Raw genomic sequence first — 17,640 nt, forward strand, 5'->3', positions numbered from 1 at the left:
GGTTCTGACAATCGATATGTGAAGTTTTAGGAGGAATCCATTTTATCTCATATTATGATTTATTATACCATTTAAATGTTCTAATTGGAATGTAAATTAACAACCGTTAATTAACAATCTAATTGTCACCATTTTGTTTTACTATGATCAGAGCGATCTTTCATTTTCATCCAAAGAATAATGAGTATCTGTAAAAAGAACCCTAAGTTCTTCATGTTTGTATGTTCTAGCAAAAATTCCGAAGCAAGAAACAACTTCCGTCATCTCTAGTCCAACTAGCTCTGCCCATTTCTCCTCTTCTGGATGTTTCATTGCAAAATAAATCAAACCATCTTGTTGCTTAACTTGAAGGGAGACCATACCTTCTGTGTAATATTCACTATGAATTCGAGCCCCATCCGCAAGTTCTGGACTGAACAAAGCAATAGCACGTGGCATCATTCCGAACAATAACTTATGGCCGTTTGCCAACTTTACAATGATTCCGCTTTGGAACTCTCCACTAAGCTTTTTCCCTATATTAACTGTCGTTTCTACAACAAAATCGGTACCCTCTTCAGGATAAATTAGCAATTTAGGGCAATTATCTGTAGCAATCCATGTATCATACTTTCGATCGGATGAAAGTACGAATTCAATTTCATTGTCTTTTACGCTTATGACGGCATCATTCGGGTTCTCCTCAATGTAACTATGCCCGCCTTGCAAATCAGTTTCTTCCGATTGTTCCATGTTTTCTATGAATGTTCCCATCAATTCTACGAATGCTTCTCTACAAATCCGTTCATTATTCAGATTTTCATGTACCAGTGGCATGACAGCTTCAAAATTGTAGTTTTCCTCGCCAATATGATCGTAAATCCTCATCCGAATTTCACTCCACAGCACATTGGCTCGTTCCCATTGTTTTCTAAGTCGTGCAACACTTTCATGTTCAATATCTACAGCGTCTAAAAATTTGAAAAGCAAATCATAGAAGACTTCCCTAAAGTTTATTTTGGGAACGATCTCCTCACATCTGGAAGGATCGCCATATTCCAAAATCTCTTTGATAACCTCATATTCCAGATATTCCAACCCTACTTCTCCTGCATCAACTTGGCGGAAAATATCATATAAATTGATTAATGCTTTATCTGGTGTTAGTACGATTGGACGTTTGGATTTCTCGAAAGACCAGAAATGCCTGCTAGTGGAATTGGGCTGAAGATAATCATAGAACAACTCGCACATTTCAAATATATCCGAGGACTTTGCAAAGTAATCTTTATAAATCGTACTGGAAGCCAGATCAATATGAACATTATCCAGAATAAAATAAAGATCCCTTTCCGTATCATAACCTTTAATAATCCAAAAATGAGGTTGATGCGTTTTTCGATACCCTTCGTTGTAGTAACATCCATAATGGTTTCCTGGTATTAATACAGGTCTTCCTTTCTTGATTTCCTCCATAATTTTTTGATGCATATCCGACTCATCTGTATAAGTAATTGTATGGATCCCCATGTTATAGTGATCTTTCAAATGATTGTCATATAACTCAAAGAAATCAGCTCTTGGGGTCGCTTCCAATACGAAAATATCTTTACGCCATTTCCCCGGGTTAAAGGAAGTATAAAGCGACAGTTGGAAGAGGATCGAATCGAAACCGCCCCTGTAAAAAGAATCCGCTATAATCGCTACAGGACGATAAAAACAGTCCAATTGATCCCATGTATAGGGATCATTTTTATTCTCTCTAACTTCACTTAATACCTTTAGATTACCAAGGACAACGGATTTACTAGACTCAGATGGTTTAATAAGTGGAGTTCTTTCGAATCCATACTCCTTGCTTATATACTCAGCAAACTCACTAATCGTTGGATATTGCATAAGCTCCGATATTTTACCAGGGATTTGTGACGCCTTGAATTCAGCGATTAAACTAACAGCCTTTAATGAATTCCCGCCAGATTCGAAGAAGTTATCATAAACACCTACCGTATCCATTTCGAGTACTCTTTTCCATATACTTACCATTTCAAGCTCCAAGCTATCTCTCGGTTCTACATACTCACTTGTGTCTTTGTTACTTTGTTGCTCTTTCAAAGGGTCCGGCAGATTTTTGCGATCTACTTTTCCGTTCATTGTTAATGGGAGATGATCCAATTGCATGAAATAGCTTGGAATCATATACGGTGGCAGTCTATCTGATAAAAAAGAACCAACCTCCTTTAAATCTAGTTGTTGATTAGATACTACATACGCACATAGATACTTATCCCCTTGTGCATCCTCTCCATCTGTCACTAACACTTCGTTTATTTCTTCGTGCAATAATAATTGCGCTTGAATCTCTCCTAACTCTATTCGGTATCCCCTAATTTTCACTTGATGATCCAGACGCCCCATAAACTCCATCATGCCATCTGCTTTCCAACGTGCAAGGTCGCCTGTACGGTACATTAGGTTATTAGCTTGCGTCATGAATGGATTATGCAAAAATTTGCTTTCTGTAAGCTTCACATCCCCGAAATATCCTTTTGAAACGCAATCTCCGGCAATATAAAGCTCTCCTGGCACGCCAATCGGGCAAGGACGAAGCCTCTGATCCAACACATAGTACATTGCATTCTGAATCGGTTTCCCATAGGGTATGCTTATCCAATTCGCATCAATCTGTTCGATTTCAAAGTAATTAGACCATATACTCGCTTCTGTCGCTCCCCCTAACCCAATGATCCGAGCGTTCGGAAACAGGCGTCTAATGTTATCCGGCAGTGTCAGAGGAATCCAATCTCCACTAAAAAAAACGAGTCTCAATTTGCTATCGGAACACTCTTCCCCGAGCAGATTCATAAGTGGAACTAACTGCTGCATTGCTGCCGGTGCAGAATCCCAGAATGTGATCGATTCTGTTCTTAAAATATGCAAAATAGATTCGGGATTAAGCAATTCTTCTAACCTGGCAATTCTTACAGAACCACCAGCACCTAAAATCCCGAAGATATCATATACAGAAAGATCAAAGCTGATAGAAGCTATAAACAATATCCGATCAGATTCTGATATTTCATACGTTTCATTTACCCACTGAATCAAGTTGACAACGGATTGATGAGAAACTGTTACTCCTTTCGGGATGCCTGTTGATCCGGATGTAAAGATTACATATGCCGTATCACTGGAATGATGCATGTCCAATAACGTTTCTTTCGAATAACGATCCCTATCTTTTTGCGTCCATACAAAATCATCCTTATGATCAAGCCCATTCTCAGAGTAGTCGGCCCCATCCATGCAAAAAAAATGCTGAAGGGAGGGGATAGCAGCCTTCCACCGCTTAACTACCGTATAATGATGAACGTTCGTAACTACATGCTCGACTTGAATTTGATTGAATATTTGTTGGATGCGTGTATTGGGCAAATCAGGTTCTATCGGAACATAAGCCGCCCCAGCTTTTAATATGCCGAATAGGCCAATGATCATTTCAATAGAGCGGTCCATAAGCAACGCTACATGAACACCCCGTCGTACACCGTGATCTCTAAGCATTCGCGCAGCCTGATTGGACCGTTCATTTAATTCCTGATAGGTTATCGATCGATCCCCTTCAATGAGTGCAATGTTGTTAGGTCTAGCAGCAGCTTGCTGTTCAAACAGTCCGTGCAGGGTCTGCTCCTTGAAATACGGTTTTCCCGTATCATTAAATTGATAAATAACGGCGTTCCTCTCATCATCACTCAGAATGTCTATTTCGGATAAAAGTACGTTTCGATTTCTTGCAATCTCAGTAAAATAGTTTTCCAGATGCGTTAAAAATCTTTGTATCGTGTTCGCTTCATAAACATGCTCGTTAAACTTCACACTTATTCGAATCGTATTCCCAGCTTGTTCAAACACAACGATGATAGGTAAAGGCTCCTCCTCGATATAGGTCTCGTCATGCAGTCCTTTCAACATGACAGCTACCTTAAACAAGGGGAATTCGTAAGGATCATGTTCTAGTCCCAAAGATTGAACGAAATGATGAATCGGATAATTTTGATGCTCTACTGCGCCCTCCAGCTCTTTCTTGACTCGTTGAATCCAATCCACAAAAGTGTCACTATTCTCCACCTCCGTTTTTAGAGGGAGCATATGGTTTATGAGCAAGTCTTTATCTGTATTTTGTTTAAATACTGGCATTCCAATAGTAACGGATTGATTTCCCGAATACCTGTGGAGAATATATTTCACACCTGTTGAAGCGATCATAAACAATGCATATTCGGAACCACCGCTGATTTTTATAATAGAGGACGAAACCTCTTCTGAAAGCTCCAAGCTAGATTGATCCATAGAACGTTGCGCAAATTTCCCAAGTGGATAGTCTTTGGGGATTTCAGATGGCGTATCAAAATTTTGGAATTTGTGGAGCCAATATTGTTTTTCCTTCTCCTTTTCATGATGCTTCATCATCGATTCGGCTTTCATGTTCATCTGTGTCAGCTCCATTTCGTTAGAATGAATGGGCGCCAAAGATGTTGCACTTTGACGCCGCTACGTCATTAAAAATTAAATTCTACATCAGTGAAACTGACTGTCTCCAATTCTCTTTTACTCGCAGCAAGTTGTATCTTCGATAATTCGATATGGATATCTCCTGCTATTAGTTGGAGAATTCGGATATAATCATCTGCCATTCTCTCCGCTGACGCTTTGTTAAATAAACTTGTACTATACTCCAATCGACCTGCAATTTGAGATTCGTATTCAAGCGCCTGTAGATTCAAATCGAATTTGGCTGTACTGCTGTCCGGTTCAATAGGTTTAAATTGCAACTCATGTTCCGGGTACTCCTCATTGTCATTGGAATCGATATGGTTGTGCAAGACGAACATAGCATCAAACAATGGATTACGGCTCTGGTCCATAGGGAGCTGCAGCTTCTCAACCAATGATTCTAAAGGATACTGGTGATGCTCATATGCCCCAAGCGCACTCCCCTTTACCTCTTCCAAAAAGTCGATAAATCTTTTACCAGCTGCAGGGTAATTGCGAATCGGCAATGTATTGACGAACATTCCGATCACATGATCCAAATCCGCATGATTTCTTCCTGAAACGGGTGTACCGATGACGATATCTTCTTGATGAGAATATTTGGACAGAAGAACGTTGTATGCGGCCAGCAAAATCATAAACATCGTTGTCTCTGTCTCTTGAGTCAAACGGCGCAGCTCGGAGACAATCGACTCATCGATGACAAAAGAAAGTCCATCTCCTTCACTGCTTCTTATAGCAGGTCTAGGGAAATCTGCAGCAATATCCAGTTTAGGGAGTTCTCCAGAAAATTCATCCAGCCAATAGGCTTCCTGTTTGTCGGACATCCCCATCGCATACTGCTCACCTAGCCATACCGTATAATCCTTATACTGGATGGACAATGGATGAAGATCTTTCCCGTTATATAAATCGGAAAACTCTTTTATAAGAAGTTCCATTGAAACACCATCAGAAATAATATGATGCATATCATATACAAAGTAATGTTTATCATTCGCAATTCTAAACAAACTGGCCCGAATCAACGGTGCTTTTTCTAAATCGAATGGACGAGAGAAATTTTTCACGGCCTCCTTAGCCTCTGCTTCCTCCATATCAATGATGTCTATTTCTAAGGGAACGTGCTCGTGGATTCGTTGTACCGGCTCTCCATGAACCCAATCGAAAGAAGTTCGCAACACTTCATGCCGCCTGGACAATTGCTCAATGCACGCTGCAAATCGATTTCCGTCCAACTTCCCATTAATTTCCACAGCTGCAGGCATATTATAACTTACATCCATAGGATTAAACTGATGCAGAATATAAAGACGTTTCTGCGCGGGAGTAACGGGGTAATATTCTCGATCTTCAGCGGGAATAATCGAGCGATACTCCTGTTTCTCCATTTCCTCTATTTCCCTCGACAATTCGATCAGTGTTGGGAACTTGAAGATCGTTTTTATAGGCAATTGCACGAACAGTTCCTTCTGGATTCGTGAAATAAGCTTCATTGCTTTTAGTGAGTGGCCGCCACGGTCGAAGAAGTTGTCCGCCGCGCCAATCCGTTCTACGCCCAGGATGTCCTCCCACAGCTTGGCCAGCTCGGCTTCCATCGCCGTGCTCGGCGCCTCGTATGGCACACCTGTGGATCCTTGCACCGGCTCCGGCAACGCCTTGCGGTCGAGCTTGCCATTGACCGTGAGCGGCAGTTTCTCCAACGAGACGAAGTAGGACGGCACCATATACGCCGGCAGCTTCTGCTGCAGCGACGCCTTCACCTCGGCGGTCGCTTCGGCTTCCTTGCCCGCTGCCGCCGCTTCTCCTTCCTTGTCTGTTGCCGCCACGATGTACGCGCACAGGTACAGGCTGCCATCCCGATCCTCTTTCGCCATCACCGCTGCTTCACGAACGGAAGGCTCCTGCAGGATCGCCGCTTCGATCTCCCCAAGCTCGATCCGGTACCCCCGAATCTTTACCTGCTCGTCCATTCGCCCGTAGTATTCCATTTCACCGTTTTGCAGCCATCTTGCCCAATCTCCCGTTTTGTACAGCCGCTCTCCCGGTACATATGGGTTCTCCACGAATCGCTCCGCCGTTAATTCCGGTCGGTTCAAGTAGCCTCGGCATACCCCTTCGCCTCCTACATACAGCTCTCCGGTTACCCCGATTGGCACCAGTCTCCGCTCTCCATCCAGAATATAGGCCGTGAGGGTCGGGATTGGCTTGCCGATGCTGCTGGCGTTCCTTTCGATTTCGTCCGCCGTGATTTCCTTGTACGTCACATGCACCGTCGTTTCCGTAATGCCGTACATATTCACCAGCTTCGTCTCCGGATACCTTTCATGGAAGCCTTTCAGCATCACCGGCTTCAGCGCTTCACCGCCGAAGATGACGTACCTCAGCGCCAGTTCCTTTCCATTCTCCGCTTCTCGCTCTGCCAGCGCATAGAACGCCGCTGGCGTTTGGTTCAGCACCGTCGTCCCCGTCTCCACCAGCAGCTTCGCGAAGGCTGCTGGATCTCGTACCGTTTCCTTCGGCACCACGATGAGTCGGCCTCCGTGTAACAAGGCTCCGTACATTTCCCATACCGAGAAATCGAAGCAATAGGAATGGAACAGCGTCCACACATCCCCTTCGCCAAACGCAAACGGTTGCCGATCATTCAACAGCAGTCTCACCACGTTGCGGTGCTCAATCAACGTTCCTTTCGGCGTACCCGTCGTTCCCGATGTATAAATCACATACGCCAGATCACTTGGACCGTTTACCCACTCTGGATTCAAAGAATCTCGTCCTGCCAACTCCGGATTCGAGCCTGGCAGCTCCGAATTCGAGCCGTCTCGCCCTGCCAGCTCCGCCTCATCCAGCCGGATGAGGGTTCCCGCAAACACCGGTTGTTCCGAAATCGCCCGGTCTATGACCAACCACTTCGTCCCGCTGTTCTCAAGCATGAATGAGATGCGTTCCGCCGGATAATCCGGATCAATCGGCAGGTAGGCTCCCCCGGCTTTCAAGATCCCCAGGATACCCACGATCATCTCCACCGAACGCTCCATCATCAGGCCAACGATCTCATTCGGCCCCACTCCTTGCTCTCGCAGCGTATGCGCCAATCGGTTCGCCCGCGCATTCAGCTCCGCATATGTCAGGCGATCCTCTTCATGCACCACAGCCACATGGTCCGGCGTCTTCCACACCTGCTCCTCGAACAGGCTATGGATCGTTCGATCCGACGGATATGACGCTCCCGTATCGTTGAAGCGCTCCAGCAGCTGGGCTTTCTCCGCTTCATCCAGCAGCTCGATGTCCGCCAGCTTCATGTTCGGGTTCGCAGCCAATTGCTCCAACAGACGGCTGAAATGACCCGCCAGCCGCTCCATCGTCTCCTGCTCATACAGCGCTGTGCTGTAGTCCAGCGTGAAGTACAGCCCTGCCGCTCCCTCTGCCGCCGTCAGCGTAAGGTCGAATTTCGCGACCCCATTCCCCGCAGCATACGGGCTCAGCAGCAATCCTTCCAGCTCCGCCTCCCGGCGCTCCAGGTTTTGCAGCACAAACATCGTATCGAACAGCGGGTTTCGGCTCCTATCGCGCGCCAGATCCAGCTTCTCCACCAGCTCCTCAAACGGATAATCCTGGTGGGCGAACGCCTGCAGCACCCGCTGCTTCACTTCCTCCACGAACGCCGCGAACCGCTTCTCTCCTGACGGGTAATTCCGCAAAGCCAGCGTACCTACGAACATCCCGATCATCTGCTCCAGATCCGCATGCGGTCTTCCCGCCACTGGCGTACCCACAACGATATCCGCTTGACCGGTATATTTGGACAGCAGCGCCGTATACGCGGACAATAGCACCATGTACAGCGTCGCTCCCTGATCTGCACCCACCTGACGCAGCCGTTCCACCAGCTCCGCTTCCACCGTGAATCCGATGTGGCCTCCCTCGAAGCTGCGCACCGCAGGCCGTGGATGATCCGTTGGCATCGCGAGCACTGGAAGCTCACCTGAGAAGACATCCTGCCAGTACTCTTCCTGCTTCGCCAGCTCTTCTGCACCTAGACGCTCGTTCTGCCACACCGCGTAATCCTTGTATTGAATCCGCAGCGAACGCAGCTCATCTCCCCGATACAGCGCAGCAAACTCCTGCTCCAGCACACCCATCGATACCCCGTCAGAGATAATATGATGCATGTCGTACAGCAGTACATGACGCTCCTCCGACAGACGCAGCAGACCGACCCGCAGCAATGGTGCGCGATCCAGATCGAACGGACGGATGAAGGCCTCCACCTGGGACGCCACCTCCTCCTCGCTGCAGCTCTCCAGAGAAATGGTGAACGGCACTGCTTCATGTATCCGCTGCACCGGCTCGCCATCCACCCATTCAAACGATGTTCGCAATGATTCATGACGCTCCACCAGACGGGCAAACGCTGTCTCCAACCGAGAGCGATCCAATGGACCTTCCATCGTCAGCACGCCCGGTATGTTGTAGCTCACCTCGGCGCCTTCCAGCTGCTGCAAAATCAACATCCGCCTCTGGGCCGACGAGACCGGATAATACGCCCGGCCCTCTACCGGTTCGATGGCCGCATATGGATTCTCCGCCAGCCCTTCGATCACCTGCGCCAAACCGCGCACCGTTGGCGATTCGAAGATCGTCTTCAGTGGCATCTGCACGTTCCATTCCTTGTGCATCCGCGAGAGCAGCGTCATCGCCCGCAGCGAATGGCCTCCACGCTCGAAGAAGTTATCCGCCGCGCCAATCCGTTCCACGCCGAGGATGTCCTCCCACAGCTTGGCCAGCTCGGCTTCCATCGCCGTGGCTGGCTCTTCGAAAGGCACTGCGGACCCTTGCTCCGGCTCCGGCAACGCTTTGCGGTCGAGCTTGCCATTGGTCGTCAGCGGCAGTTCCTCCAGCGCGACGAAGAAGGATGGCACCATATACGCTGGCAGCTTCCGCTGCAGCGATGCCTTCACCTCGGCGGTCGCTTCGGCTTCCTTGCCCCTTGCTGCGACTTCTCCTTCCTTGCCTGTTGCCGCCACGATGTACGCGCACAGGTACAGGATGCCATCCCGATCCTCTTTCGCCATCACCGCTGCTTCGCGGATGGAAGGCTCCTGCAGGATCGCTGCTTCGATCTCTCCAATCTCGATCCGATACCCTCGAATCTTCACCTGCTCGTCGATTCGTCCGTAGTACTCCATTTCACCGTCCGGCAGCCATCTTGCCCAATCCCCGGTTTTGTACAGCCGCTCTCCCGGTACATACGGGTTCTCCACGAATCGCTCCGCCGTTAATTCCGGTCGGTTCAAGTAGCCTCGGCATACCCCTTCGCCTCCTACATAAAGCTCTCCGGTTACCCCTACTGGCACTAGTCTCCGCTGACTATCCAGAATATAGGCCGTGAGGGTCGGGATCGGCTTGCCGATGCTGCTGGCGTTCCTTTCGATTTCGTCCGCCGTGATTTCCTTGTACGTCACATGCACCGTCGTTTCCGTAATGCCGTACATATTCACCAGCTTCGTCTCTGGATACCTTTCATGGAAATCCTTCAGCATCACCGGCTTCAGCGCTTCACCGCCGAAGATGACGTACCTCAGCGCCAGTTCCTTTCCATACTCCGCTTCTCGCTCTGCCAGCGCATAAAACGCCGCTGGCGTTTGGTTCAGCACCGTCGTTCCCGTCTCCACCAGCAGCTTCGCGAAGGCCGCTGGGTCCCGTACCGTTTCCTTCGGCACCACGATGAGTCGGCCTCCGTGTAACAAAGCGCCGTACATTTCCCATACCGAGAAATCGAAGCAGTAGGAATGGAACAGCGTCCACACATCCCCTTCGTCAAACGCAAACGGTTGCCGATCATTCACCAGCAGCCTCACCACGTTGCGGTGCTCAATCAACGTTCCTTTCGGCGTCCCCGTCGTTCCCGACGTGTAGATCATGTACGCCAGATCACGCGCACCGTTAACCAACTCCGGATTCGAAGAGTCTCGTCCTGCCAGCTCCGCCTCATCCAGCCGGATGAGGGTGCCCCCAAACACCGGTTGTTCCGAAATCGCGGGGTGTAGGACCAACCACTTCGTCCCGCTGTTTTCGAGCATGAATGAAATACGCTCCGCCGGATAGTCCGGATCAATCGGCAGGTAGGCTCCCCCCGCTTTCAAGATCCCCAGGATACCCACGATCATCTCCACCGAACGCTCCATCATCAGGCCAACGATCTCATCCGGCCCCACTCCTTGCTCTCGCAGCGTATGCGCCAATCGGTTCGCCCGCGCATTCAGCTCCGCATAGGTCAGGCGATCCTCTTCATGTACCACAGCGACATGGTCCGGCGTCTTCCGCACCTGTTCCTCGAACAGGCTGTGGATCGTTCGATCCGACGGATACGACGCTCTCGTATCGTTGAAGCGCTCCAGCAGCTGGGTTTTCTCCGGTTCATCCAGCAGTTCAATGTCCGCCAGCTTCATGTCCGGGTTCGCCGCCAATTGCTCCAACAGACGGCTGAAATGACCCGCCAGCCGCTCCATCGTCTCCTGCTCATACAGCGCTGTGCTGTATTCCAGCGTAAAAGACAGTCCTGCCGTTCCCTCTGCCGCCGTCAGCGTAAGGTCGAATTTCGCAACCCTGTTCCCCGCAGCGTACGGGCTCAGCCGCAAGCCTTCCAGCTCCGCCTCTCGGCGCTCCAGATTTTGCAGCACGAACATCGTATCGAACAGCGGGTTTCGACTCATATCCCGCGCCACATCCAGCTTCTCCACCAGCTCCTCAAACGGATAATCCTGATGTGCGAACGCCTGCAGCACTCGCTGCTTCACTTCCTCCACGAACACTGCGAACCGTTTCTCTCCTGACGGGTAGTTCCGCAAAGCCAGCGTACCTACGAACATCCCGATCATCTGCTCCAGATCCGCATGCGGTCTTCCCGCCACTGGCGTACCCACAACGATATCCGCTTGACCCGTATATTTGGACAGCAGCGCCGTATACGCCGCCAGCAGCACCATGTACAGCGTCGCTCCCTGATCTGCACCCACTTGGCGCAGTCGCTCCACCAGCTCCGCTTCCACCGTGAATCCGATGTGATCTCCCTCGAAGCGGCGTATCGCAGGCCGCGGATGATCCGCAGGCATTGCGAGTACTGGAAGCTCCCCAGAGAAGACATCCTTCCAGTAGTCCTCCTGCTTCGCCAGTTCTTCTGCACCTAATCGCTCGTTCTGCCACACCGCATAATCCTTGTACTGAATCCGCAGCGGATGCAGGTCATCTCCCCGATACAGCGCGGCAAACTCCTGCTCCAGCACACCCATCGATACTCCATCAGAGATAATATGATGCATATCGTACAGCAGCACATGACGCTCCTCTGACAGATGCAGCAGACCGACCCGCAGCAGCGGCGCAGACTCCAGGTCGAACGGACGGATGAAAGCCTCTACCCGAGATGCTACCTCTCCCTCGCTGCAGCTCTCCCATGAAATGGTGAACGGCACCTCTCCATGCACGCGCTGCACCGGCTCTCCATCCACCCATTCAAACGATGTACGCAACGATTCATGACGCTCCACCAGGTGGGCAAATGCTGTCTCCAACCGAGAGCGGTCCAATGTACCTTCCATCGTCAGCACGCCCGGCATGTTGTAGCTTACCTCTGCTCCTTCCAGCTGCTGCAAAATCAACATCCGCCTTTGGGCTGGGGAGACCGGATAATACGCCCGGTCCTCTACTGGTTCGATAGCTGCGTACGGATTTTCCGCCAGCCCTTCAATCGCCTGCGCCAACTCGCGCAAAGTCGGCGATTCGAAGATCGTCTTCAGCGGCATCTGCACGTTCCATTCCTTGTGCATCCGCGAGAGCAGCGTCATCGCCCGCAGCGAATGGCCTCCACGGTCGAAGAAGTTATCCGCCGCGCCAATCCGTTCCACGCCAAGGATGTCCTCCCACAGCTTGGCCAGCCCAGCTTCCATCGCCGTGATCGGCACCTCGTATGGCACGCCCGCGGCCCCTTGTTCCGGCTCGGGCAACACTTTACGGTCGAGCTTGCCATTGGCCGAGAGCGGCAGTTTCTCCAGCGCGACGAAGGCGGACGGCACCATGTACGCCGGCAGCTTCCGCTGCAGCGACGCCTTCACCTCGGCAGTTGCTTCCGCAGCGGCCACGATGTATGCGCACAGGTACAGGATGCTATCCCGATCCTCTTTAGCTATCACCGCTGCTTCACGGACGGAAGGCTCCTGCAGGATCGCTGCTTCGATCTCCCCAAGCTCGATCCGATACCCTCGAATCTTCACCTGCTCGTCGATTCGTCCCAAATACTCGATATTGCCGTCCGGCAACCATCTTGCCCAATCTCCCGTTTTATACAGCCGCTCTCCCGGCGCGAACGGATTCGCTACGAATCGCTCCGTCGTTAACTCCGGCTGGTTCAAGTAGCCACGTGCTAAACCAACGCCTCCGATACACAGCTCCCCCGGTACTCCGAGCGGTTGCAGCTTTCCAACGCGATCTACGATATACACGTGTTGGTTTGCCACAGGCTTTCCGATCAACGGTCGCTCCGCACGTTCCATATGGCGATAGAAGGTCGTCACGACACTGTTCTCCGTTGGGCCGTATTCATTCACCAGTTCAAGGGCACCGCTTACTGCCAGACTTTTCTCCACAATGTTCGAAGGCACACGCTCTCCCGCCAGGGTCACTACCCGCAGCGTTCGCGCTTCCTCCGCCGTCAATTCATCCAAAATCGCGCCGTATAGGGATGGAACGCATATGAAGTGCGTAACCCCGTTTTTGGCAATCGCCTGTTTAATCGCCATAGGATGCTTCGCTTCATTGGCCCCTAGCAACACCACGCTAGCTCCGCTTACAATTCCCGAAAAGAAGCTCGTTACAAAACCGTCAAAGGCGAACGAGAACAACTGCAAAATACAATCGTCTTCGCCTAGCTTGTACGCTTCGCTTCTCCACTGCAGCGCATTGGCTACACCACGATGCTCTACCATTACCCCTTTGGGCTGCCCCGTTGAACCCGAGGTATAAATCACATACGCCAGTTGCTCCGCATCCGCATCACTGCGGATTTCTGGATTCGTGTCCGGGTAGCCCTCCAGGTGCATAACATCCAATAGAAGGACCGTTCCTTCGAATCCAGCCGCTAACTTCGAGGTCCCTTCCTCTACCAGCAGCACACGTATCCCACTATCCTCAAACATATATTGAATGCGCTCCGCCGGATAATCCGGGTCAATCGGCAGGTAGGCTCCTCCCGCTTTCAAGATCCCCAGGATGCCCACGATCATATCCACCGAACGCTCCATCATCACGCCAACGATCTCATCCGGTCCCACGCCTTGCTCTCGAAGCGTATGCGCCAACCGATTCGCTCGCGCATTCAGCTCCGCATATGTCAGGCGATCCTCTTCATGTACCACAGCGACATGGTCCGGCGTCTTCCGCACCTGTTCCTCGAACAGGCTGTGGATCGTTCGATCCGACGGATACGACGCTCTCGTATCGTTGAAGCGCTCCAGCAGCTGGGTTTTCTCCGCTTCATCCAGCAGTTCAATGTCCGCCAGCTTCATGTCCGGGTTCGCTGCCAACTGCTCCAACAACCGGATGAAATGGCCCGCCAGCCGCTCCATCGTCTGAGGCTCATACAGTGCTGTGCTGTAGCCCAACGTGAAGTACAGCCCTGCTTCTCCCTCTTCCGCCGTCAGCGTAAGGTCGAATTTCGCAACCCCGTTCCCCGTAGCGTACGGACTCAGCCGCAAGCCTTCCAGCTCCGCCTCTCGGCGCTCCAGATTTTGCAGCACAAACATCGTATCGAACAGCGGGTTTCGGCTCATATCCCGCGCCACATCCAGCTTCTCCACCAGCTCCTCAAACGGATAATCCTGGTGTGCGAACGCCTGCAGCACTCGCTGCTTCACTTCCTCCACGAACGCTGCGAACCGTTTCTCTCCTGACGGGTGGTTCCGCAAAGCCAGCGTACCCACGAACATCCCGATCATTTGCTCCAGATCCGCATGCAGTCTTCCTGCAACAGGCGTACCCACAACGATATCCTCTTGACCGGTATATTTGGACAGCAGCGCCGTATACGCGGACAATAGCACCATGTACAGCGTCGCTCCCTGATCTGTACCCACTTGGCGCAGTCGCTCCACCAGTTCCGCTTCCACCGTGAACCCGATGTGATCTCCCTCGAAGCTGCGCACCGCAGGCCGCGCATGATCCGTTGGCATTGCGAGCACCGGAAGCTCACCCGAGAAGACATCCTGCCAGTAACCTTCCTGTTTCGCCAGCTCTTCTGCACCTAACCGCTCAGCTTGCCACACCGCGTAATCCTTGTACTGAATCCGCAGCGGACGCAGCTCATCTCCCCGATACAGCGCAGCAAACTCCTGCTCCAGCACACCCATGGATACACCATCAGAGATGATATGATGCATGTCGTACAGCAGCACATGGCGATTCTCCGACAGATGCAGCAGACCAACCCGCAGCAGCGGCGCAGTCTCCAGGTCGAACGGACGGATGAAAGCCTCTACCCGAGATGCTACCTCTCCCTCGCTGCAGCTCTCCCAGAAAATCGTGAACGGCACTGCTTCATGCACGCGCTGCACCGGCTCGCCGTCCACCCATTCAAACGATGTCCGCAACGATTCATGACGCGCCACCAGACGGGCAAACGCCGTCTCCAAACAGGAACGATCCAATGGACCTTCCATCATCAGCACGCCCGGCATGTTGTAGCTTACCTCTGCGCCTTCCAGCTGCTGCAAAATCAACATTCGCCTTTGAGCCGGCGAGACCGGATAATACGACGACCGGCCCTCCACCGGTTCGATGGCCGCGTACGGATTTGCCGCTAGCCCTTCGATCGCCTGGATCGCCTGCGCCAACCCGCGCACCGTCGGCGATTCGAAGATCGTCTTCAGCGGCACCTGCACGTTCCATTCCTTGTGCATCCGCGAGAGCAACGTCATCGCGCGCAGCGAATGGCCGCCGCGCTCGAAGAAATTGTCCGCCGCGCCTATCCGTTCCACGCCAAGGATGTCTTCCCATAGCTGGGCTAATTGGGCTTCCATCGCCGTGATCGGCGCCTCGTAAGGCAAACCTGTGGATCCTTGCACCGGCTCCGGCAACGCCTTGCGGTCGAGCTTGCCGTTTGGCGTTAGGGGCAGTTTCTCCAGCACGACGAAGGAGGACGGCACCATATACGCTGGCAGCTTCCGCTGCAGCGACGCCTTCACCTCGGCGGTCGCTTCGGCTTCCTTGCCCGCTGCCGCCACTTCTCCTTCCTTGTCTGTTGCCGCCACGATGTACGCGCACAGGTACAGGCTGCCATCCCGATCCTCTTTCGCCATCACCGCTGCTTCGCGGACGGAAGGCTCCTGCAGGATCGCCGCTTCGATCTCTCCAAGCTCGATCCGGTACCCCCGAATCTTCACCTGCTCGTCGATTCGTCCGTAGTACTCCATTTCACCGTTTGGCAGCCATCTAGCCCAATCCCCGGTTTTGTACAGCCGCTCTCCTGGTACATACGGGTTCTCCATGAAACGCTCCGCTGTTAATTCCGGTCGGTTCAGGTAGCCTCGGCATACCCCTTCCCCTCCCACATACAGCTCTCCGGTTACCCCTACTGGCACCAGTCTCCGCTGACTATCCAGAATATAGGCCGTGAGGGTCGGGATCGGTTTGCCGATGCTGCTGGCGTTTCTTTCGATTTCGACCTCCGTGATTTCCTTGTACGTCACATGCACCGTCGTTTCCGTAATGCCGTACATATTCACCAGCTTCGTCTCTGGATACCTTTCATGGAAACCCTTCAGCATCACCGGCTTCAGCGCTTCACCGCCAAAGATGACGTACCTCAGCGCCAGTTCCTTTCCATTCTCCGCTTCTCTCTCTGCCAGCGCATAGAACGCCGCCGGCGTTTGGTTCAGCACCGTCGTTCCCGTCTCCACCAGCAGCTTCGCGAAGGCCGCTGGGTCCCGCACCGTTTCCTTCGGCACCACGATGAGCCGGCCTCCGTGTAACAAAGCGCCATACATTTCCCATACCGAGAAATCGAAGCAGTAGGAATGGAACAGCGTCCACACATCCCCTTCGCCAAACGCAAACGGTTGCCGATCATTCAACAGCAGTCTCACCACGTTCCGATGCTCGATCAGCGTTCCCTTCGGCGTCCCCGTCGTTCCCGATGTATAAATCACATACGCCAGATCACTTGGACCGTTTACCCACTCTGGATTCAAATAATCTCGTCCTGCCAACTCCGGATTCGAGCCTGGCAGCTCCGAATTTGAGCCGTCTCGTCCTGCCAGTTCCACCTCATCCAGCCGGATGTAGGTGCCCCAAAACACCGGTTGTTCCGAAATCGCGGGGTGTAGGACCAACCACTTCGTCCCGCTGTTTTCGAGCATGAATGAAATACGCTCCGCCGGATAGTCCGGATCAATCGGCAGGTAGGCTCCCCCAGCTTTCAAGATTCCCAGGATGCCCACGATCATATCCACTGATCGCTCCATCATCAGGCCAACGATCTCATCCGGTCCCACGCCTTGCTCCCGAAGCGTATGCGCCAATCGGTTCGCCCGCGCATTCAGCTCCGCATATGTCAGGCGATCCTCTTCATGCACCACGGCGACATGGTCCGGCGTCCTCCGCACCTGCTCCTCGAACAGGCTGTGGATCGTTCGATCCGACGGATATGACGCTCCCGTATCGTTGAAGCGCTCCAGCAGCTGGGTTTTCTCCGCTTCATCCAGCAGTTCAATGTCCGCCAGCTTCATGTCCGGGTTCGTCGCCAATTGCTCCAACAGACGGCTGAAATGACCCGCCAGCCGCTCCATCGTCTCCTGCTCATACAGCGCTGTGCTGTATTCCAACGTGAAAGACAGTCCTGCCGTTCCCTCTGCCGCCGTCAGCGTAAGGTCGAATTTCGCAACCCCGTTCCCCGCAGCGTACGGACTCAGCCGCAAGCCTTCCAGCTCCGACTCTCGGCGCTCCAGATTTTGCAGCACAAACATCGTATCGAACAGCGGGTTTCGGCTCATATCCCGCGCCACATCCAGCTTCTCCACCAGCTCCTCAAACGGATAATCCTGGTGTGCGAAC

Annotated in this window: 2 protein-coding genes; both read right to left on the reverse strand. The window is 52.1% G+C overall.

Annotated elements, in window-relative coordinates:
* Positions 1 to 147 precede the first annotated feature (147 nt).
* Positions 148 to 4,470, reverse strand: coding sequence for a non-ribosomal peptide synthetase (locus L6H65_RS07650; RefSeq protein WP_236339901.1), 4,323 nt, complete (start codon positions 4,468 to 4,470; stop codon positions 148 to 150).
* A 68-nt stretch (positions 4,471 to 4,538) separates the two neighbouring features.
* Positions 4,539 to 17,606 carry a non-ribosomal peptide synthetase gene (locus L6H65_RS07655; protein WP_236339902.1) on the reverse strand — a complete coding sequence of 4,356 codons (13,068 nt, stop codon included), beginning with the start codon at positions 17,604 to 17,606 and terminating at the stop codon, positions 4,539 to 4,541.
* Positions 17,607 to 17,640 lie beyond the last annotated feature (34 nt).

The organism is Paenibacillus plantiphilus, from assembly GCF_927798095.1.
In the GTDB taxonomy this organism is placed as follows: Bacteria; Bacillota; Bacilli; order Paenibacillales; family Paenibacillaceae; genus Paenibacillus_Z; species Paenibacillus_Z plantiphilus.

Excerpts from the sequence above, each read along its gene's own strand:
- L6H65_RS07650 (WP_236339901.1), bottom strand. The coding sequence starts at position 4,470 with ATGAACATGAAAGCCGAATCGATGATGAAGCATCATGAAAAGGAGAAG.